This window comes from Vreelandella songnenensis (genome assembly GCF_003002925.1).
GTDB classification, from domain to species: domain Bacteria; phylum Pseudomonadota; class Gammaproteobacteria; order Pseudomonadales; family Halomonadaceae; genus Vreelandella; species Vreelandella songnenensis.
Genome location: NZ_PVTK01000012.1, coordinates 56,024 through 73,593, shown reverse-complemented (window position 1 = coordinate 73,593; position 17,570 = coordinate 56,024). Strand labels below are relative to the sequence as shown.

General features: G+C 59.3%; 19 protein-coding genes and 1 pseudogene. 11 read left to right on the top strand and 9 right to left on the bottom strand.

Features of this window, described 5'->3' with window-relative positions:
* A pseudogene (locus B0H98_RS15830) lies at nucleotides 1-408 on the top strand (FAD-binding oxidoreductase); the annotation flags it as partial.
* Nucleotides 409-427: 19 nt separating this feature from the next.
* On the opposite strand, the gene trpC reads toward B0H98_RS15830, so the two are convergent.
* Genes trpC through B0H98_RS15815 form a run of 3 tightly spaced genes read right to left on the bottom strand, consistent with a single transcriptional unit; the run spans nucleotide 428 to nucleotide 2,887 of the window.
* Complete coding sequence (trpC, locus tag B0H98_RS15825) at nucleotides 428-1,231, bottom strand: indole-3-glycerol phosphate synthase TrpC (RefSeq protein WP_106376035.1); 804 nt, start codon at nucleotides 1,229-1,231, stop codon at nucleotides 428-430.
* Between the two features lie 9 nt (nucleotides 1,232-1,240).
* The gene (gene trpD / locus B0H98_RS15820; protein WP_106376034.1) at nucleotides 1,241-2,260 is read right to left on the bottom strand and encodes an anthranilate phosphoribosyltransferase; all 1,020 of its coding nucleotides are present in this window, start codon (nucleotides 2,258-2,260) and stop codon (nucleotides 1,241-1,243) included.
* Nucleotides 2,261-2,296: 36 nt separating this feature from the next.
* The gene (locus tag B0H98_RS15815; RefSeq protein ID WP_106376033.1) at nucleotides 2,297-2,887 is read right to left on the bottom strand and encodes an anthranilate synthase component II; all 591 of its coding nucleotides are present in this window, start codon (nucleotides 2,885-2,887) and stop codon (nucleotides 2,297-2,299) included.
* 226 nt (nucleotides 2,888-3,113) lie between these two features.
* On the opposite strand from B0H98_RS15815, the gene B0H98_RS15810 reads away from it, so the two are divergent.
* Nucleotides 3,114-3,311: a hypothetical protein gene (locus tag B0H98_RS15810; RefSeq protein ID WP_106376032.1), complete on the top strand. Its 198-nt coding sequence runs from the start codon at nucleotides 3,114-3,116 to the stop codon at nucleotides 3,309-3,311.
* 68 nt (nucleotides 3,312-3,379) lie between these two features.
* Here B0H98_RS15810 and B0H98_RS17080 read toward each other — a convergent pair whose 3' ends face one another.
* The gene (locus B0H98_RS17080; protein ID WP_167392688.1) at nucleotides 3,380-3,541 is read right to left on the bottom strand and encodes a hypothetical protein; all 162 of its coding nucleotides are present in this window, start codon (nucleotides 3,539-3,541) and stop codon (nucleotides 3,380-3,382) included.
* A 286-nt stretch (nucleotides 3,542-3,827) separates the two neighbouring features.
* Here B0H98_RS17080 and B0H98_RS15805 point away from each other — a divergent pair, with 286 nt between their 5' ends.
* Nucleotides 3,828-4,742, top strand: coding sequence for a metal ABC transporter solute-binding protein, Zn/Mn family (locus B0H98_RS15805; RefSeq protein WP_106376031.1), 915 nt, complete (start codon nucleotides 3,828-3,830; stop codon nucleotides 4,740-4,742).
* A 9-nt stretch (nucleotides 4,743-4,751) separates the two neighbouring features.
* On the opposite strand, the gene B0H98_RS15800 is transcribed toward B0H98_RS15805, so the two are convergent.
* A complete protein-coding gene (locus tag B0H98_RS15800) occupies nucleotides 4,752-5,432 on the bottom strand; it encodes a phosphoglycolate phosphatase (protein WP_106376030.1) in 681 nt (226 codons plus the stop codon).
* A gap of 169 nt (nucleotides 5,433-5,601) precedes the next feature.
* Here B0H98_RS15800 and B0H98_RS15795 point away from each other — a divergent pair, with 169 nt between their 5' ends.
* Nucleotides 5,602-6,900 (top strand): NAD(P)/FAD-dependent oxidoreductase, encoded by a 1,299-nt coding sequence (locus B0H98_RS15795; protein ID WP_106376029.1) that lies wholly within the window; start codon nucleotides 5,602-5,604, stop codon nucleotides 6,898-6,900.
* A 9-nt stretch (nucleotides 6,901-6,909) separates the two neighbouring features.
* Here the strand turns inward: B0H98_RS15795 and rpe are convergent, their stop codons facing one another.
* On the bottom strand, nucleotides 6,910-7,605 hold the full coding sequence (gene rpe, locus B0H98_RS15790; RefSeq protein WP_106376028.1) for a ribulose-phosphate 3-epimerase: 696 nt from the start codon (nucleotides 7,603-7,605) through the stop codon (nucleotides 6,910-6,912).
* 290 nt (nucleotides 7,606-7,895) lie between these two features.
* On the opposite strand from rpe, the gene cysP reads away from it, so the two are divergent.
* The 5 genes from cysP to B0H98_RS15765 all read left to right on the top strand — a co-directional run bounded on the left by cysP (nucleotide 7,896) and on the right by B0H98_RS15765 (nucleotide 12,400).
* Entirely contained in the window at nucleotides 7,896-8,906 is a 1,011-nt protein-coding gene (gene cysP / locus B0H98_RS15785) for a thiosulfate ABC transporter substrate-binding protein CysP (RefSeq protein WP_106376027.1), read from the top strand.
* Between the two features lie 9 nt (nucleotides 8,907-8,915).
* On the top strand, nucleotides 8,916-9,770 hold the full coding sequence (cysT, locus tag B0H98_RS15780; protein WP_106376026.1) for a sulfate ABC transporter permease subunit CysT: 855 nt from the start codon (nucleotides 8,916-8,918) through the stop codon (nucleotides 9,768-9,770).
* Nucleotides 9,770-10,597 (top strand): sulfate ABC transporter permease subunit CysW, encoded by an 828-nt coding sequence (cysW, locus tag B0H98_RS15775; RefSeq protein ID WP_106376025.1) that lies wholly within the window; start codon nucleotides 9,770-9,772, stop codon nucleotides 10,595-10,597. Before cysT ends, cysW begins: the two co-directional genes overlap by 1 nt.
* Nucleotides 10,594-11,688 carry a sulfate/molybdate ABC transporter ATP-binding protein gene (locus B0H98_RS15770; RefSeq protein ID WP_106376037.1) on the top strand — a complete coding sequence of 365 codons (1,095 nt, stop codon included), beginning with the start codon at nucleotides 10,594-10,596 and terminating at the stop codon, nucleotides 11,686-11,688. Before cysW ends, B0H98_RS15770 begins: the two co-directional genes overlap by 4 nt.
* Before the next feature lie 118 nt (nucleotides 11,689-11,806).
* Nucleotides 11,807-12,400 carry a YajG family lipoprotein gene (locus tag B0H98_RS15765; protein WP_106376024.1) on the top strand — a complete coding sequence of 198 codons (594 nt, stop codon included), beginning with the start codon at nucleotides 11,807-11,809 and terminating at the stop codon, nucleotides 12,398-12,400.
* A gap of 17 nt (nucleotides 12,401-12,417) precedes the next feature.
* On the opposite strand, the gene B0H98_RS15760 is transcribed toward B0H98_RS15765, so the two are convergent.
* The 3 genes from B0H98_RS15760 to B0H98_RS15750 all read right to left on the bottom strand — a co-directional run bounded on the left by B0H98_RS15760 (nucleotide 12,418) and on the right by B0H98_RS15750 (nucleotide 14,119).
* Entirely contained in the window at nucleotides 12,418-13,050 is a 633-nt protein-coding gene (locus tag B0H98_RS15760; RefSeq protein ID WP_106376023.1) for a thiopurine S-methyltransferase, read from the bottom strand.
* 23 nt (nucleotides 13,051-13,073) lie between these two features.
* Nucleotides 13,074-13,709 carry a TIGR04211 family SH3 domain-containing protein gene (locus B0H98_RS15755; protein WP_106376022.1) on the bottom strand — a complete coding sequence of 212 codons (636 nt, stop codon included), beginning with the start codon at nucleotides 13,707-13,709 and terminating at the stop codon, nucleotides 13,074-13,076.
* A gap of 80 nt (nucleotides 13,710-13,789) precedes the next feature.
* Nucleotides 13,790-14,119: a DUF1820 family protein gene (locus B0H98_RS15750; protein ID WP_018916745.1), complete on the bottom strand. Its 330-nt coding sequence runs from the start codon at nucleotides 14,117-14,119 to the stop codon at nucleotides 13,790-13,792.
* A 208-nt stretch (nucleotides 14,120-14,327) separates the two neighbouring features.
* On the opposite strand from B0H98_RS15750, the gene B0H98_RS15745 reads away from it, so the two are divergent.
* Both B0H98_RS15745 and B0H98_RS15740 read left to right on the top strand, forming a co-directional pair.
* Nucleotides 14,328-15,551 (top strand): ATP-grasp domain-containing protein, encoded by a 1,224-nt coding sequence (locus B0H98_RS15745; protein WP_106376021.1) that lies wholly within the window; start codon nucleotides 14,328-14,330, stop codon nucleotides 15,549-15,551.
* A complete protein-coding gene (locus tag B0H98_RS15740) occupies nucleotides 15,544-17,565 on the top strand; it encodes a hypothetical protein (RefSeq protein ID WP_244183198.1) in 2,022 nt (673 codons plus the stop codon). Before B0H98_RS15745 ends, B0H98_RS15740 begins: the two co-directional genes overlap by 8 nt.
* The last annotated feature ends 5 nt before the right edge of the window (nucleotides 17,566-17,570 follow it).

Sequence of the window (17,570 nt, the reverse complement as noted above, 5' to 3'; positions counted from 1 at the left end):
CTGCAGGAGTGGCTGGCCACGCGCCTCGACAGCCTGCCGCAGGGTGCACGCCACCTGGCCGACCCGGGGTTCAAGCTGCTGTCGCACTGCACGGAGAAGACCAACGCCCCAGCAAGCCTCAAGACTTGGCAGCAGGTGTTTGCCGCCTTCGGGCTTACGCTTTCACTGGTCGAGACCGGCTGCTGCGGGATGTCCGGCACCTACGGTCACGAAACCCGCAATGCGGACACCTCGAAAACCATCTACGCCCAGTCCTGGCAACCGAAGGTAGAGGCTCCGGAGAACGCCGGCCGGCTGCTGGCCACCGGGTATTCGTGCCGTAGCCAGGTAAAGCGGTTTTCCAATCAGGAGCTCCCTCACCCGATGCAGGCACTGCTTGAAGCAGTGCGCAGTGCCGGCAGTCGGTAAGGGGTGGTTATGGGCGTGGCTAGAAGAATAGCTGTTTAAGCGCCTGACCAGGGTCGGCCTGGCGCATGAAGGCCTCGCCGACCAGAAAGCCGTTTACCCGGTGATCGCGCATCAGCTGGACGTCATCCGGAGTATGAATACCCGACTCGGTGATGACCGTCACGTTTTCGGGAATGCGGGAAAGCAGATCCAGCGTGGTGTCGAGACTGGTCTCGAAGGTGTGCAGGTTCCGGTTATTGATGCCCACCAGCTTGAGATCCAGCGCCAGCGCCCGGCTCAGCTCGTTGGCATCGTGCACCTCTACGAGCACATCCATACCCAGTTGGTTGGCCTGCTGGTGCAGGTCACGCAGTTGGGCATCATCGAGTGCGGCCACAATCAGCAAGATGCAGTCGGCGCCAATGGCCCGGGCCTCCGACACCTGATAGCCATAGGTAATGAAATCCTTGCGAATCACCGGCAGCGTGCAGGCATCGCGGCTCGCGATCAGGTAGTCCTCGTGGCCTTGAAAGAAGTCGGCATCGGTCAAGACCGAAAGACAAGCGGCGCCGCCACGGGCATAGCTCTTGGCAATATCAGCCGGATGAAACTCTTCCCGAATCACCCCCTTCGAGGGTGACGCTTTCTTGATTTCAGCGATGACCGCCGGCTCGCCCGCCGCAATACGCTGATCCAGTGCGGCAATGAAACCGCGGGGCGCGCTCTGCTTTTCGGCCAGCGCCAGCAGGTCTGCCTCAGAAACTGCCTGCTTGCGCTCGGCGACTTCCTGATCCTTGCGGGCAAGAATCCGGGTCAAGATGGTGGGGGTTGCCTGTTGCGTCATAGCAATCACTTACTCTTTGAAAACGCTGGTGAAGTGCGAAAGCTCTCTGAGCTTCTCGAGCGGTAGTTTGGACGCCTGAGCGTCCTGGGCAATCATGACGCCCTCGTGCAAGCTGTCGGCAACGCCTGAGCAGTAAAGCGCTGCACCAGCATTCAGCGCCACCATATCGGCCGCCGGGCCCTCGCCGCTCAGCGCGGCTTTAACCAGGCGCAGGCTATCTTCGGCATTGGCGGCTTTCAGCGTCGCCAGGCTCTGGCGCTCGATGCCAAACGCTTCAGGGGAAATGGTGTACTCGGTAATTTCGCCGTCTTTAAGCTCGGCTACCCGAGTAGCGCTCGCTAGCGAGATTTCATCCAGCCCGTCGTCTGAATGAACCACCATCACGTGGCGGCTGCCGAGCTTTTTAAGCACTTCGGCCATCAGCGGTACAAGCGCCGGCGCGTATACGCCAATCACCTGGTTGGGCGCGCCGGCTGGGTTGGTCAACGGGCCCAGGATATTGAACAGCGTGCGCACCCCCATTTCACGGCGCGGGCCAATGGCGTAGCGCATCGCGGGGTGATGATTGGGCGCAAACATGAAGCCCACGCCAACCTGCTCGATACAGCGCGCCACCTGAGCGGGCTTGAGGTCCAGATAGATACCCGCGATATCGAAAAGATCCGCGCTGCCTGACGATGAAGAGACGCTGCGGTTACCGTGCTTGGCCACGTGTGCGCCTGCAGCGGCGGCGACAAAACTTGAGGCGGTCGAAACGTTGAACAGATTCGCCCCATCACCCCCGGTGCCCACGATATCCACGACGTTTTCCGCTTTCAGCTCAACGCGGCGCATCAAATCACGCATTACCTGAGCGGCGGCACTGATTTCCACCGCGCTTTCACCTTTCATGGCAAGCCCGACCAGCAGGCCGCCCACCTGGGCATCGGTCGCTTCGCCGGTCATTATCTGGCGCATCAAGGCGTGCATGACATCGAAAGGGAGGTCTTTACGGTGTATCACCGCGTTAATTGCGTCGCGCATTTGCATGAGCAGAGGAGCCTCTAAAGCGTGTGAACCAGGCAATCAGCCACGTTTCAGGAAATTAGCCAATAGCTCGTGGCCTTGGCGAGTAAGTATGGATTCAGGATGAAACTGCACCCCTTCTATATCCAGTGTGCAGTGACGCAGCCCCATGATCAAACCGGGCGTCACATCATCCTCAGCGGTCCAGGCAGTCACCTCCAGACAATCCGGCAGCGTTTGCCTGTCAACGACCAGCGAATGGTAGCGGGTAACGTCAAGCGGGTTTTCCAAGCCTTCAAATACGCCTTGATGATGATGCACTACGGCGGACGTTTTGCCGTGCATGACCTCTGGCGCGCGTACCACCTGGGCACCAAATACCTGACCGATTGCCTGATGCCCAAGGCACACACCGAGAATGGGCAGCCGGCCGGCAAAGTACCGGATGACATCCATCGAGATACCGGCTTCATTGGGCGTACAAGGGCCTGGCGAAATGACCAGGTGCGTGGGTGAAAGCGCCTCGATCTGCTCAAGCGTGATGGCATCGTTGCGATGCGTCATCACCTCGGCACCCAGCTCGCTCAAGTACTGGACGATATTGAAGGTGAAGCTGTCGTAGTTATCCAGCATCAAGACTGTTTGAGCCATAAGCTTCTGATTACCTTAACCATCCTCGGGCAATCAATGGCGTGTTACCCAGGCGGTTACCCAGGCAGGTCATTGCTTGCTTTTAACGTGTCGGAAACAGCGATTGTATCGTCAGGCAGGGTTATCCGCCACGCCCGTGGCGTAACAGTCGCTCTTTTTGCGGTATTAACGGTCCAGGAGACTCTGGACTACGCTGAATAACATCCAAGGCTGACAGGAGTACATCATGGAGAAGAGCATCATCGATGCCATTCGGGAAAAGGAGCAGTTGCCCGACAGCATGACGGACGGCGACATTGCCAAGGAGTACAAAGGAACCTACACGGCGGCCCGAGCGGCCATCAGCCGGGATCACAAGCCGCTGGATCAGGAAATCAATGACGCCATGGCGAAAGTATTACCCTTCATGCGTAAAAAGAAGTGAATCCCGCCTTTCATCTGTAACAGAAGGCCCGCGGGCCTTCTGTTACAGCGCCATCATCGCCACGCGTGTTAGCCCAGCGAGTTCTCGTTCAAGCGCTTGGCTTCGCCTTCAGCCTCTTCCCGCGAGGAGTAGGATACGACCGACGTTTGATCGGCCTGGGAATCGTCCGGGCGAGTATCGATGACATGAAACTCGCCGTCACGCTCCTGTACTTTATAAAACTCACTCATGTTTCCTGCTCCTTGGCTGAATGAGTTCCAAGCGTAGACCACATTGCACTAACCTTCCTATCTGACCCTGCAGGCGACATCAACAATCTGCCCTGCGGCAGCATCATTCGAGGGGTTGCTACCACACGCCGGAATCCATTTTACGGCGCAATCGCCCACCCCACCCTGAACAAGCCTTATACTCTAAATAACAATAACTTATATCTTATTTTTCGATGCTCAGGAACTAGCCAACACAGGCGTCAGTCTTTATTATCTTTGGCCTTCAAATCAGCGGGAGCGTGAAATGCATAAGCGAGCGAAACGGGTCAGCGCGCTCTTGTTTGCTATTTTATCAAGCGTATCGCCGCTGGCCGGGGCTTCAACGTTCAAGGTAATTGCCTCCTTTCCCGTGCTTGAAGATCTGGTCAAGCGCATTGCGGGTGAAGAGATCAGCGTCAGCACGATCGTTCCTCCCGGTGCCGACGTACATAATTGGGAGCTGACCCCACCCAACGTGCTGGCTATCGAAGAAGCCGATATCCTGTTTTACAACGGTTTCGGACTTGAGCCATGGCTGCGCCACGTAAAAGCCATGTCGGACGATTCGCTACTGCTAAAGAGTGTTGCCGAAAACGCCGACTTCACTCCCCTGCCGATTACGACGGGGCGCTATAAAGGCACCCCTGATCCGCATATGTGGATGGACCCGCAGGGGGCCGCCGCCTACGTCGAGGTCATCGCGGAAACGCTGGCAAAGCATTACCCGAAGCAGGCGGAGGGTTTTTACGCCCGCGCCCAGGAAACCTACCAGGCGCTGCAAACCCTTGACCAGGCGATTGAAGAGCGTCTGGACGGTGTACCCAATACCAACCGCACGCTGGTCACCAGCGAGTCGGGCTTTGGCTACTTCGCCCGAGCCTACGGCCTGGAGTACGCCGCTATCTGGGGAGCCAATCATGAAACCCAGGGCAGCGCCCAGGCGATGGCCCAGATGAGCTACCGCCTGGCAAGCAAACGCCCGCCTGCGCTGTTTTATGAGAGCACCGTTGACTATATCCATATGGACGCTCTGTCTAGAGAAAGCGGTATCAAGCTGGCAGGCCCGCTCTACGTGGATGCCTTCAGCCCGGCGGACGGCCCGGCCTATAACTATCCGGCCATGCTGCGTCATGACGCCGAGCTCATTCATGAAGCGCTGGGCGGTGCCAGACCCGAGTAGCGCCAGCGCTCAAGCGCCCGTCGGCTCGATCAGTCCATCCAACGTAGGCAGAACCACATCCGGATGGCTAAGCTCGATGGGGTCACCATGGTTGTAGCCGTAAGGCAGTGCCAGCGTGGCGAATCCGGCGGCTTTTCCGGCGCCGATATCGTGGCGCGAATCGCCCACCATCAGGCACTCGTGCGGGGCACAGCCGAACGCGGCAGCGGCGTGCAGAAGCGGCAGCGGTGAAGGCTTCTTCTCCGAAAGCGTATCCCCACCGATGCACAGCGCAAACCACTCCTTCACGCCAAAGTGTTCAAGAATGGGCGCTATAAAGCGTTCGGGCTTGTTGGTAATCAGCACAAGCGTGAAGCCTGCGCGATGAAGCGTTTCAAGCGCTTTTGTTACACCCGGGTATAGGCGGGTCAGCGTATTGGGCGCCGCGCCGTAGTGCTGCATGAATGCATCAAAGGCACGTGCCTGAAGATGCGCTTCCGGCGGCTGCCCGACGGCCCAGACAAGCGCCCGCTCGACCAGCACCGGTGCCCCGTTGCCTACCCACTCCCGCACCTGTTCCTCGACAGGCACCGCCAGATTGAGTCCGCGCAGCGCCCGCTTGAGCGCTGCGGCCAGGTCGGGCACCGAGTCGATCAAAGTGCCATCCAGATCAAAGGCAACCAGCCGCTTGCCGTGTAGAATTTCGTGCACGTCTTTACTCCTTCATGATGCGCCTGGCACAAGCGCTCAGCCACAAGGCAGGCCGCCAATGACATAGTATGCTGCGTGTTCAGTATCTTACTGGTGCAAAAGCGCTGATGCATTAGTCATACTGGCAGGAAGCTTCTACGCTCAAGCAAGTCAAGCCAAGGAGAAATCAATGGGCATACCTCGAATTGTTATTGTCGGCGGCGGCGCGGGCGGTCTGGCGCTTGCTACCCGGTTAGGCCGTACGCTGGGCAAGCGCAAGCGTGCCGAGGTCGTTTTGCTGGACCGCAGCGCCACTCACGTATGGAAACCCTTGTTGCACGAGCTTGCCACCGGCATCTTGAACTCCACCATGGATGAGGTCGACTTTCGCGGCCACTCGAGTGCACACGGCTACCGCTACCAGCGAGGCTCGCTGGCCGGGCTCGACCGTGACACCAAGACGCTCAACCTCGCGGCCATTCTGGATGAAGACGGCAAAGAGGTGCTGCCCGAGCGTACCCTCACCTACGATTACCTGGTGCTCTCACTGGGGAGTGTATCGAACGATTTCGGCACGAAAGGCGTGGCCGAGCACTGCCATTTTATCGACTCGCCTTTACAGGCCAAGGCCTTTCAGCGCGACATGATCAACACCTTCCTGCGCTATACCGACCCGACGCTCAGAGAGCACACGACTCTCAGTGTAGGTATCGTGGGTGCCGGCGCCACCGGTGTCGAGCTTGCCGCCGAGCTTCTGGATGTCACTCGCCTGCTCAATGCCTACGGCGTGACCGAGGTGGACGACAACCAGATCAGCGTTCATCTGATCGAAGCGGCGCCGCGTATTCTGCCGGCGCTTTCAGAGCGTATCAGCCAGACCGTTCACAAGGAGCTTGACGCGCTGGGCGTCCACGTTCATGTGGATACTGCCATCGAAGAGGCCCAGGAGTATCAGCTGGTGACCAAGGATGGTGAGGTGATCGAAACCGATCTCAACGTGTGGGCCGCGGGTATCAAGGCACCGGATTTTCTTGCCGACCTTGGGCTTACGGTGAACAAGAGAAACCAGGTATGCGTCGAGCAAACCATGCAGAGCGTGGACGATACGAGCATCTTCGCCATGGGTGATTGCGCGAGCTGCCCTCAGGAGGATGGCTCAACGGTACCGCCAACGGCACAAGCGGTGCGCCAGCAAGCCGGCGTGCTGGCCGATAACCTAGGCAGGGCACTGGAAGGCAAGCCGCTCAAGTCTTTCAAGTTTCGCAATAAAGGTTCACTGGTATCGCTTGCCAGTTACGACGCCGTCGGTAACCTGATGCGCAGCGGCGCCTCTCGGGGGCTCTTCCTGGAAGGCTGGCTTGCGCGCAACGCTTACGCCTCGCTCTACCGCATGCACCAGGTGTCGATTCATGGTGTGCCCAAAACCGGGCTGACGTGGCTTGTGGATAAGCTCAATCGCTACCTCAAGCCACGCATGAAGCTACACTAACCGCCTTGATCAGGCCTGAGCCAGCGCCGCGCGCATCTTCTGAATGACGGAATCGAAGTCGTGCGGGTCGCTCTCCTGGCGGGCATTGAAGATCGCCGAGCCGGCAACGAACGTGTCCGCGCCAGCGGCGGCGATCTGGGCAATATTGTCCACTTTTACACCGCCATCAATTTCCAGCCGGATCGGCCTGCCCGACGCATCAATCCGAGCGCGCGCCTCGCGCAGCTTATCCAGCGTACCGGGAATGAACGACTGCCCGCCGAAACCTGGGTTGACGCTCATCAGCAGCACCATGTCGATCTTGTCCATGACGTAGTCGAGATAGGAAAGCGGTGTTGCCGGATTGAACACTAGCCCCGCGTTACAGCCCCCATCACGAATCAGCTGAAGCGAGCGGTCGATATGCTCGGACGCCTCCGGGTGAAAGGTAATGTAGCTTGCCCCCGCCTCGATGAAATCGCTGATCATGCGATCCACTGGCTTGACCATCAGGTGCACATCGATGGGCGCGGTCACGCCATGATCACGCAGCGCCTTGCACACCATGGGCCCGATGGTCAGGTTGGGGACATAGTGATTATCCATGACGTCAAAGTGAACGATATCTGCCCCGGCGGCCAGCACGTTATCCACCTCATCCCCCAGGCGGGCAAAATTGGCAGAGAGGATCGAAGGGGCAATTAAGAAATCATGCGCAGCGCTCATGGCACACTCCTGATTAACCGTTGATAAAGGGGGTAACCGGCTTGTGCAGGGTACAAACCTAGTGATGCCCGATGTAAGGCGAGCATTTTAACATCCCGGATTAAAAAAACAGGCGCTGTTTTTCCGCGTCAGCGTGTCGGGCGTCAGCTCCGCTTGTGCAAGGAGGCCTTGCTCACGTCATTGAACAGCGTTATTTCCAAAAAGAATATAAAACGATATTGTAATTCCATAATGCCAGGTTTAATCTTGTCTCCAATGCGACATCCTCGCTACTTTTTTCGGAGCCTGCCATGACGTTACCTGCCCTTTTCCGCCGCAGCGTGCTAGCCATTGCCCTCGGTGCCAGCATCGCCACGCCCGCCATGGCACAAGAGCGCGAGCTTTTGAACTCTTCCTACGATATTGCCCGCGAACTGTTCAGCGCGATCAACCCAGAGTTTGAAGCCTGGTGGCAGGAAGAGCATGGCGAAGAGATCAGCGTCAACCAGTCTCACGGCGGCTCCTCTGCCCAGGCCAGGGCCATTCTGCAGGGTCTGCGTGCCGATGTGGTCACCTTCAATCAGGTAACCGACGTGCAGGTTCTGGCCGATGCCGGCCTGGTCGCCGAAGACTGGCAGCAGGCGTTTGAAAATAACGCCTCTCCTTACTACTCCACTACCGCGTTTCTGGTGCGCAAGGACAACCCCAAGGGAATCGAGAGCTGGGACGACCTGGTGAAGGAAGACGTAAGCGTGGTGTTCCCCAATCCCAAGACCTCGGGAAACGGCCGCTACACCTACCTGGCCGCATGGGGATTTGCCGATCAGGCGTTTGACGGTGATGAAGAGCAGATTCAGGACTTCATGCGCACCTTCCTGGCCAACGTATCGGTGTTCGATACCGGCGGCCGCGGCGCGACCACGAGCTTTATCGAGCGCGGGATCGGCGATGTACTGATCAGCTTCGAATCCGAGGTCAACAACATTCGCAGCGAGTATGGCAGCGATGACTATGAAGTTGTCGTGCCGCCGGTCAGCATTCTTGCCGAATTCCCGGTCGCCGTGGTCGAGCAGAACGCCGAGCGCAACGGCACCAGCGACCTGGCGCGCAGCTACCTTGAATTCCTCTACCGCGAAGACACTCAGCGCCTGCTGGCAGGCTTCAACTACCGCGTTCACGATGAAACCGTGGTGGAAGAGTTTGCCGACCAGTTCCCGGAAACCGAGCTGTTCAACGTTGAAGACGTGTTCGGCAGCTGGGATGAGGCGATGGAAACTCACTTTGAAGGCGGCGCCCTGCTCGACCAGCTTCAGCGTCGTTAACCCGATACCATGAACCAACGTGCATCACGTTTCGCCGGCAGCACACGCGTGCTGCCGGGTTTTGGCCTTTCCATGGGTATCAGCGTGCTGTTTATCTCGCTGGTACTTTTGCTGCCCATCACGGGGCTCTTCGGACAGCTTGCCGGGCTCAGCCTGGCCGAGTACTGGGCGATCATTACCGAAGGCCGGGTGGTGGCAAGCTATATGGTCACGATCGGTGCAGCAGCAGTAGCGGCGCTGGTCAACGCCGTGTTTGGCCTGCTGCTGGCCTGGGTGCTGGTCCGCTACGAATTTCCCGGCAAGCGCCTGCTCGATGCCCTGATGGATCTGCCCTTCGCCCTGCCCACCGCAGTGGCCGGCATTACTCTGGCCACGCTCTACGCGGGAAGCGGCTGGATGGGCAAGCTGCTTGAACCGACAGGCTTTCAGGTCGCCTATACCTGGGTGGGCATCGCACTCGCCATGGCGTTCACCAGCATTCCGTTTGTGGTGCGCACCGTTCAGCCGGTGCTGGAGGATTTGCCCGCCGAGGTGGATGAAGCCGCCATGTCGCTTGGCGCCACTGACGGCGTAGCCTTTCGCCGAGTGATCATGCCGCACCTGTGGCCAGCCCTGGTCACCGGCACCGGCCTTGCCTTCGTGCGCTCACTGGGCGAGTTTGGTGCGATCATCTTCATCGCGGGCAACATGCCCTATGAAACCGAGATCACCGCGCTGATGATTTTCGTCAAGCTTCAGGAGTACGACTACGCCGGCGCCTCGGCGATTGCTTCGGTGGTGCTGTTCGTCTCGCTTGCCCTGCTGCTGGCCATCAATGTCTGGCAGGGACGGTTTGTGCGCCGCCTGCACGGAGGTAAGGGCTAATGCGTCGAATTGGTGATGCCCCGGCCGTCAAACGCTTGCTGATAGGCGCTGCATTGGTACTGTCGGCACTGTTTCTGCTGCTGCCACTGGTGGCCATTTTCGCCCAGGCATTTTCCCAGGGGGTCATGGTGTTCTGGGCCAACGTCAGCAACTATTTCACCCTGCACGCCATTGCCCTGACGCTCGGCGTAGCGCTTCTGACCATTCCCATCTGCCTGGTATTCGGGGTGGCTCTCGCCTGGCTGGTGACCCGGTTCAGCTTTCCCGGCAGGCGTATTCTGCAAACGCTGATCGATATCCCTTTTGCCGTATCGCCGGTGGTCGCCGGGCTTATCTATCTACTGCTTTACGGGCGCAACGGCTGGATTGGCAACTGGCTTGACGGCCACGATATCCAGCTGATGTTCGCCTGGCCGGGTATCTTGATGGTCACGGTGTTTGTGACCTGCCCGTTCGTGGCTCGCGAACTGATACCGCTGATGCAGGCTCAGGGCTCGCGCGAGGAAGAGGCGGCGGCCACCCTGGGCGCCCGCGGCTGGACAACTTTTTATCGCGTCACGCTGCCCAATATTCGCTGGGCGCTGCTTTACGGGGTGATTCTGACCAATGCCCGCGCGGTAGGCGAATTTGGCGCCGTGTCCGTCGTCTCCGGGGCGATACGCGGGCAGACCAATACGCTGCCCCTGCACCTTGAACAGCTCTACCAGGATTACAACGCCGTTGGCGCTTTCGCCTGCGCCGCGCTGCTGGCGCTGATCGCCCTGCTCACCCTGGCAGCCAAGGCAAGTCTTGAATGGCGCGCATCGCGCCGGGAGGCGCTCTCATGAGCATTCGCTTAGAAAATATTTCCAAGCATTTTGGCAGCACGCAGGCTCTTGAGCCCGTGAACCTGGATATCCATGAAGGCGAGCTGGTCGGCCTGCTGGGTCCTTCCGGGTCTGGCAAGACCACGCTTTTACGCATCATTGCCGGTCTTGAAAACGCAGACCGCACCACGCCGCCGGGCCGAATCCTGTTTGGCGAGCGGGATGTCACTCGGGTCCACGTACGCGACCGGCGCATCGGATTCGTGTTCCAGCACTACGCGCTGTTTCGCCATATGAGCGTCTACGACAACGTCGCTTTCGGCCTGACCGTCATGCCCAGAAAAGAGCGCCCTTCAAGCGGCGAGATTCGCGCGCGGGTTTTTCGCCTGCTTGAAATGGTCCAGCTCGAGCATCTGGCCAAGCGCTACCCGGCCCAGCTTTCCGGCGGCCAGCAGCAGCGCGTCTCGCTTGCTCGTGCACTTGCGGTCAAGCCCGATGTACTGCTGCTGGACGAGCCGTTTGGCGCACTGGATGCCAAGGTGCGCCAGGACCTGCGCCGCTGGCTACGCCGCCTGCACAGCGAGCTCAACTTTACCAGCGTGTTTGTGACGCACGACCAGGAAGAAGCGCTGGAACTTTCCGACCGAGTGGTGGTGATGAGCAACGGTCGCATCGAGCAGATCGACACCCCGGACACGCTTTACCGCGCACCCAGGAATCGTTTCGTCTTCGAGTTTCTGGGCGACGTCAATCACCTGGAAGGCAGCGTGCACAACGGTGTACTGACCTGCGGGAATGCCTATTTAAACGTGGATTTGCCCAACGGCGCCGAAGAGCTGCTGCTGCGCCCCCACGAAGTGCGCCTGGCCGAACAGCCAAGCGATACCTGCCACCTGCCGGTGGTGGTGACGGCAATTTCACCGGTGGGCGCCGAAGTACGCGTCGAGCTTGAAGCAGACTGGCTGGCCAAACCCTGGCTTGCCACCGTGCGCCATGCAGATTTCGAGCGCCTGGAAATGAAGCGCGGCCAGCATCTGTATGCTCACCCGCGCCAGTGGCACCGGTTCAATGAACACGCCCTGCCAGCGGCCCAAGCTACCCGCGTGGCATAACTATTTTTGCGGCGTTTGCCGCGCACTGCTGGCGTTTTATGTTCAACAGCGGCATAGTTCAAGCGGCTTTGTTTATACAAATTGTTGTTGAAACAGATCGTTATCACGGAGAAAAATCATGCTTCGGCGCCAGTTCTTACGTCTTTCAGGAGCGCTTGTGGCAGGCGCTCTATTAGCAGGCTGCGCAAGTCCGCAGTATCTTCAGTTAAGCCCCGAGCGCAGTGCCGCCGTGCCGCAAACCGGCTCCGGTCAACAGGTAACGGTGGTGGCCGTGGATGGCCGGGAGCGGGAAGTGATCGGTACGCGTTCAGGCGGCAGCATGTCGACGGCGCAGATCACCGTCAACAGTCATGAGCTGATTCCTCAGCTTCAGGCCGAAGCCGAGCGCGCGGTACGCGAAATGGGCTTCAACCCGACCACCGAACAGGCTCAGGGCCGCCCCATGCTGACCCTTGAGCTTGCCAGCCTGCATTACGGCCAGGGCGACAGCGGCCAGCCGCTGGTGGATGAAGCCCGTCTGGAAGGTGTGTTCCGGGCGATTGCCAAGAACAAGGGCACTACCTACACCGGCACCTACACGTCGCGCCGCACCCAGGGCTATGCCGTCAAGCCCGGCGAAGACACCAACACGCGCATGCTGAACGACCTGCTCAGTGACGGCCTCAACCGGGCATTCAACGACCCCGAACTTGGCCGCGTGCTGGCCCGCTAGCCGCTGCGCGGGCCAGCCTAAGGGCGGGGCCCGCGTCGTTCGAGCGCCCAGACCGATTCTGTGCGGCCGCGCTCATCCGGCTGCCCCTTTGCAAGCAGTGTGACCTGAAAATTGGCGGTGAAGAGCTTTTCTATTTCGCCAGCAGGCACGCTGTAGGGCGGGCCCGCGCCGTGGTCAGGATGCTCAAGGCTGATGAGAAGCCCCTTGGCCGCCGGTGGAACAAGCTGCGCCAGATGAAACGCATAGCGCTCGCGCGTGGCGGGCGGCAAGGCAATCAGCGAGGCGCGGTCGTAAAAAGCGCCTATTTCAGCCGCCTGCTGAATATGCAGATGAAAAAAATCCCCGCACCACAGCTCCACACTCCCCTGCCTTGAGACCTTAAAGCCTGCCTGGGTATAGCGCGCGACGGCCATGCCACGCTCGGCCAGAAACTGGTCGATGGCCTCGGGCGCCAGTTCAATACCCAGCACGGGATGGCCGGCTTCGGCAAGCCAGCGCATATCCAGACTTTTACCACACAGCGGCACCAGCACTTTGGTGCCTGGCGCAACGTCCAGCTCAGGCCAGTACCGAGTGAGCGCCGGATGAGTGTGCTCCAGGTGAAAACCGATGCGCCCCTCTTGCCAGCGCTGTCGCCAGGAAGTGCTCATAAGCCACCTTGCCTAGATAACGATTAGAACCAGCGGTCGCGCTTTTTACGTCGGCGCGGCAGGTGCGGCACGATCAGCCCCACCAGAAGGCCCGCTCCAGCGACGCCGCCGCCGTACATGAAGTAGCGCATCAGCAGGTCTTCTTCCTGGGTATCCAGTCGTGCCTGCAAGGCGCGCACCTGCTGGCGCGACTGTTCGGCTTCACTGTCCAGCTCGCTGTTACGCGCCTCAAGGTCGGCGATACGCTGCTCGCGTACTTCCAGCGTTTCGGTCATCGAAGAGGTGCGCTGCTCCCAGGTGTCGTTGATACCTTCAAGCTCCGCAGTCAGCTCATCGACTCGCGTCTGAAGTTCTGGCAGCTGCTGGCGAGCGCTAGGCGTTTCCTGAATCTCGCTGGTCAGCACCCATACGGTATCGCCGCTTTGCCCGCGCACACGCGAGTAATCGCCGCTTTCCTCAAGCACCTCTACCTGCTCACCCGCTTGGAGGGTACCGATGATGCGATAGCCATCGGTCGGGCCGCTGCGCACATAGGTGCTCAGCTCATCACTTACCCACGCCTGACCATCGGTTTGTGCCGTTGCCTGGACGCTTGCCATACTCAATAGAACGCCGGCAGCGGCGGCAACATAAGAGAAACGAAATTTATCTGCTTGCATGACGTCATGTCCTGATCAAAAAAACGCTGCATGGCGGACGAGGCCACCAGCGCTTACAGCGTCGCGCCTGTCTTAGGCGCTTACCCTTCGCTACGCGGCGGTAGAGGAAAGGGACGAGGAAACTCAGCGACGCGGGCATCGCTTTTTACTGCCTTGAGAGGGCCTTCGCGCTCGACCTCGTCAATGCGCACAATGGCATTGAGCGGCAGGTAACTGCGCTTGACGCCCTCGAAGGTACGCTGCAACTTTTCGGTTGCAGGGTCCACTACTACCCGCGACGCATCGTCAAAGACAAACTCCTCGACTTCAATAAAGCCCCAGAGTTCGCTTTGAAATATCTCTCGGACGTATAAATCCCAAATTTCACCCTGTTGGTGAACCACCACCCGGTATATCGGCTTGGCCGCCATCTTGGCCTATTCCTCTTGCCACTAGAACGTAAATTTTGCCGGGCTAGCGTACCATAACCTAATCCGTAGAGCCTTAGACTGCGTGCCGCAAAGCGTTAATAAACGCTAACCGTCGAGTTAATCACCTGCGCATTAGCCGATTCTGCAGGCTTCGTGTAGGGTGAAGATAGTGAAGTGGCAATACACTCACCCCACAGGAGTAACGGTCATGCAAAAGGATTCAAATAAAGGCTACATTGCTCTGCTGGGCTGGAGCTTGAACGCTATCGAAGCGGCAGAAAAATTTGATCGACGCTATATCGTGGTCGCCCCTGACTGGGCTGAGCCGTATTGCCAGCAGCATGACATCCCTTACGTCTGTTGGAATTTCGAGCGCCTGAATGACCGCTCCCTGGAAATTGCCGAAACGCTGAAGGAAAAAGGCGTCAACGTGGCCATCCCGCTATTCGAGGAAACCGTGGAGTGGGCAGGCGCCATCAACTCCGTTCTGCTGGATAATCCACGCCTTTACGGTCAATCGCTGTTGCTGCGCGACAAGGCCCTGATGAAGCGCCGCGCCCAGCTGGGCGGCATCCGAGTAGGCATTTTTGAGGAAGCCCACGACAAGGACGATGTCGTCCGCTTTCTCAAGCGGGTCAACCAGACGCTGCTCAAGCTTGATGGTGACCCCAACGACCCGATCCATCTCAAGGCCTTCGATAAAGCGGGTTGCCTTGGTCACCGGGTGATCCGCACCCCGGACGAGATCGACGCCATTCCTGATGAAGAGTTTCCGGTGCTCATGGAGTCACACCTCGACGGCTGGGAGTTTGCCGTGGAAGCGTGGATTCATGACGGCAAGATTGCCTTTCTGAATATTTCCGAATACGTCACGCTCGGCTACTCGGTGTTCGTGCCCGCCTCACCGGAGCTTGAGCGCTATCGTGAACAGATCACGACGCAAATCGAAAAACTGATCAAGGCCTTCGATATCGAGTTTGGCCTGATTCACCCTGAGTACTTCGTCACCAGCGACGGCGAGATGTACTTTGGTGAAGTGGCGTACCGCCCGCCCGGCTTCAAGGTATTCGAGCTTCTGGAGCGCGTTTACGGTTTCAACGCCTACCAGGCCTCCATGCTGGTATTCGACCCCAAGAGTACGCCTGAAGAAGTCGCGGCCTTCTTTCCCAAGGAAGTGGTCGATGCCAAAGGCTTTGCCGGCTGCTTTGGCGTCTATCCGCGCCGCCGGGTAGTCAGCCGCCTGGAAATCCCTGAAGAGACCGAAGATCATCCCTACTTCGAGTCCCATGAGCTGACGTCTCCGCTGGAAGAAACCGTGACCAAGCGTACTGCGTTTGGCACGCACTGGGGGCTTATCTACTTCAAGGGTGATGATGCCCATACCCTGCGCGACCTTCTCAAGCATCAGGAAGACCTCGACTTCTATGTATGATGATGCAGGCAGGCTTGAAGTACTGCTCCAGAAATTCGATGAGGCCGTCGAGCTTCTAGCTCAGGCCCCGGGCTTTTCCAAGCCCGGCAAATTACCCCGGGTGCTGGATACGGCGCGGCGCGTCTTACTTCAGCAAGGGGGTTGCGGTGCGATAGAAACGCGCGCGAAAGCCATCGAGGAGGCCGGCATCTTTGCCGGCTCCGATTGGGAAACACCGCAGTATCTGGTGCCCACGCTGACCACGTTTTCGCTGAAGAGCCCCGACGCCAACGTCGTGGTGATCGAAGCATTGAGCGAGCTTCGCCTCTTGGCAGTGGCCAAGGGCAGCTATCAGCACGCGCTACTCTCTCAGGAACACGCCCGCCACTACCTCACTCAGGTGATGGCCATCAATCTTGGCATGCTGTTTGGTGCACCCAGCGAAGCCGAGCGAGAAACCCAGGGCAAGCTTGCCCTCATTCCGCGCCATCTGTTCAGCCATCTGGCCGAGCGCATCGGCTACGAACATGTGATCGATCAGTTGATCGATGAGATCTGGCGCATCCTGAAGCAGCGCCCGATTCAGGTTGATGCCATCAAGCAGATGATCACCCAGATTGCGTTATGCCAGGCCAACCCGGAGATTGATCTGGGCGCCAGCGGCCAGGGCGCTGATCGGCTGGTAAGCTCGCTCTATGGGCCAACCCAGGGGTGCCGTGAAGATCCAGGCACCGAGGTGTATCGGGAACGCCTTGAGCGCATGGATACCTCAGCGCTTCAGGCCGAAGCCATGGGCTTTGCCCGCGCCATGCACGATACCGGGCTGGTTTCGCCCTATCACGCGGTACTCATGCGCTATCTGCTCGAAGAGAGCGACTACCTGCTGACCGAAGCGATGGGCCTCTCTTCTACCGGGCGCGACTGCCTGCTCTGCTACCGCGAGCTGGTGCATGCGCTCATTCGCAGCGGTATCTACCCTGCCACCGCCCAGGCGGTTTACGGGCTGGCCCTGCTGCTGGAGCGGGGGATTCTCTACCAGCCGCCGGTAGCGCCCGCCATGTGGCGCCAGCTCAATCTGCCGCTTTCGGAGTGGACCCAGGCGCGCCTTGCCCTTGCTTACGGCGAAACGGCCACTCCAAGAGCGCGCCTGATCGAAGGCGTGCTGTGCATGCTGGGCCTTCCGCTGGGCGTGGGTCAGGGCAACAACCCCACCTGCCAGTCGGCCCGGGCGCTCTCCATGTGGGCGTACAACGACCCGGACTACCTGCTGCAAATGGTGGCCTGGGCGGCGCGGGATGATGAAATCATCATGCACTTTGAAGGCCTGCCGATCTCCTCCAACCAGAGTCAGTCCGGCGTGGCCTCCGAGCTGCCCATCGACCTGGACCCGGTATCGCTGATCGTGGTGCCTCACCTTGACCGGATCTATGCCGAAATGGGCCGGCGCTGCATTGGCCGTGAAGGCGACCCCCACCGCTGGGTGAACCCGGAGTTTCACGGCTGGTGGTCCGGGCGCGGCTTCTGCATCAACGTGGACGTTGCCACCGGCAACCTTACGGATCTCGATGCCTTCATACGCCGCTTCTACGCCTGCTATCACCCCTATCACAACGGCAACCAGCCGCTGATTCACCCGCAGCCCGCAGGCATGGCGATTACCGACAGCGCCGCGCGCTTCATCGGCTGGCATGCCATCACGATAGTGCGCGCATCGCTCGACCCGTCCGACGTCATGCGCCTGTATTTCTACAACCCCAACAACGATAGCGGCCAGGACTGGGGCGACACAGTGATTGTCAGCACTGCGGGTAACGGCGAGCGTTTTGGCGAAGCGTCACTGCCTTTCGATCAGTTCACTTCACGGCTTTACATCTACCATTTCGACCCGCTTGAACACGGTGAGCTGGCCACGGTGACCGAGCAGGAACTGGATAGCGTGAAGCAGTACCTTTACCGAAGCTGGGGCGCCTCACGCATACCGGACACCGAGCTTCAGGCCGAACAGGGTGTTCAGCCGCCCATTAACAAGGTATAACCGCG

Excerpts from the sequence above, each read along its gene's own strand:
- trpC (WP_106376035.1), bottom strand. The coding sequence starts at position 1,231 with ATGACGCAACAGGCAACCCCCACCATCTTGACCCGGATTCTTGCCCGC.
- trpD (WP_106376034.1), bottom strand. The coding sequence starts at position 2,260 with ATGCAAATGCGCGACGCAATTAACGCGGTGATACACCGTAAAGACCTC.
- B0H98_RS15815 (WP_106376033.1), bottom strand. The coding sequence starts at position 2,887 with ATGGCTCAAACAGTCTTGATGCTGGATAACTACGACAGCTTCACCTTC.
- B0H98_RS15810 (WP_106376032.1), top strand. The coding sequence starts at position 3,114 with ATGGAGAAGAGCATCATCGATGCCATTCGGGAAAAGGAGCAGTTGCCC.
- B0H98_RS17080 (WP_167392688.1), bottom strand. The coding sequence starts at position 3,541 with ATGAGTGAGTTTTATAAAGTACAGGAGCGTGACGGCGAGTTTCATGTC.
- B0H98_RS15805 (WP_106376031.1), top strand. The coding sequence starts at position 3,828 with ATGCATAAGCGAGCGAAACGGGTCAGCGCGCTCTTGTTTGCTATTTTA.
- B0H98_RS15795 (WP_106376029.1), top strand. The coding sequence starts at position 5,602 with ATGGGCATACCTCGAATTGTTATTGTCGGCGGCGGCGCGGGCGGTCTG.
- rpe (WP_106376028.1), bottom strand. The coding sequence starts at position 7,605 with ATGAGCGCTGCGCATGATTTCTTAATTGCCCCTTCGATCCTCTCTGCC.
- cysP (WP_106376027.1), top strand. The coding sequence starts at position 7,896 with ATGACGTTACCTGCCCTTTTCCGCCGCAGCGTGCTAGCCATTGCCCTC.
- cysT (WP_106376026.1), top strand. The coding sequence starts at position 8,916 with ATGAACCAACGTGCATCACGTTTCGCCGGCAGCACACGCGTGCTGCCG.
- cysW (WP_106376025.1), top strand. The coding sequence starts at position 9,770 with ATGCGTCGAATTGGTGATGCCCCGGCCGTCAAACGCTTGCTGATAGGC.
- B0H98_RS15770 (WP_106376037.1), top strand. The coding sequence starts at position 10,594 with ATGAGCATTCGCTTAGAAAATATTTCCAAGCATTTTGGCAGCACGCAG.
- B0H98_RS15765 (WP_106376024.1), top strand. The coding sequence starts at position 11,807 with ATGCTTCGGCGCCAGTTCTTACGTCTTTCAGGAGCGCTTGTGGCAGGC.
- B0H98_RS15760 (WP_106376023.1), bottom strand. The coding sequence starts at position 13,050 with ATGAGCACTTCCTGGCGACAGCGCTGGCAAGAGGGGCGCATCGGTTTT.
- B0H98_RS15755 (WP_106376022.1), bottom strand. The coding sequence starts at position 13,709 with ATGCAAGCAGATAAATTTCGTTTCTCTTATGTTGCCGCCGCTGCCGGC.
- B0H98_RS15750 (WP_018916745.1), bottom strand. The coding sequence starts at position 14,119 with ATGGCGGCCAAGCCGATATACCGGGTGGTGGTTCACCAACAGGGTGAA.
- B0H98_RS15745 (WP_106376021.1), top strand. The coding sequence starts at position 14,328 with ATGCAAAAGGATTCAAATAAAGGCTACATTGCTCTGCTGGGCTGGAGC.
- B0H98_RS15740 (WP_244183198.1), top strand. The coding sequence starts at position 15,544 with ATGTATGATGATGCAGGCAGGCTTGAAGTACTGCTCCAGAAATTCGAT.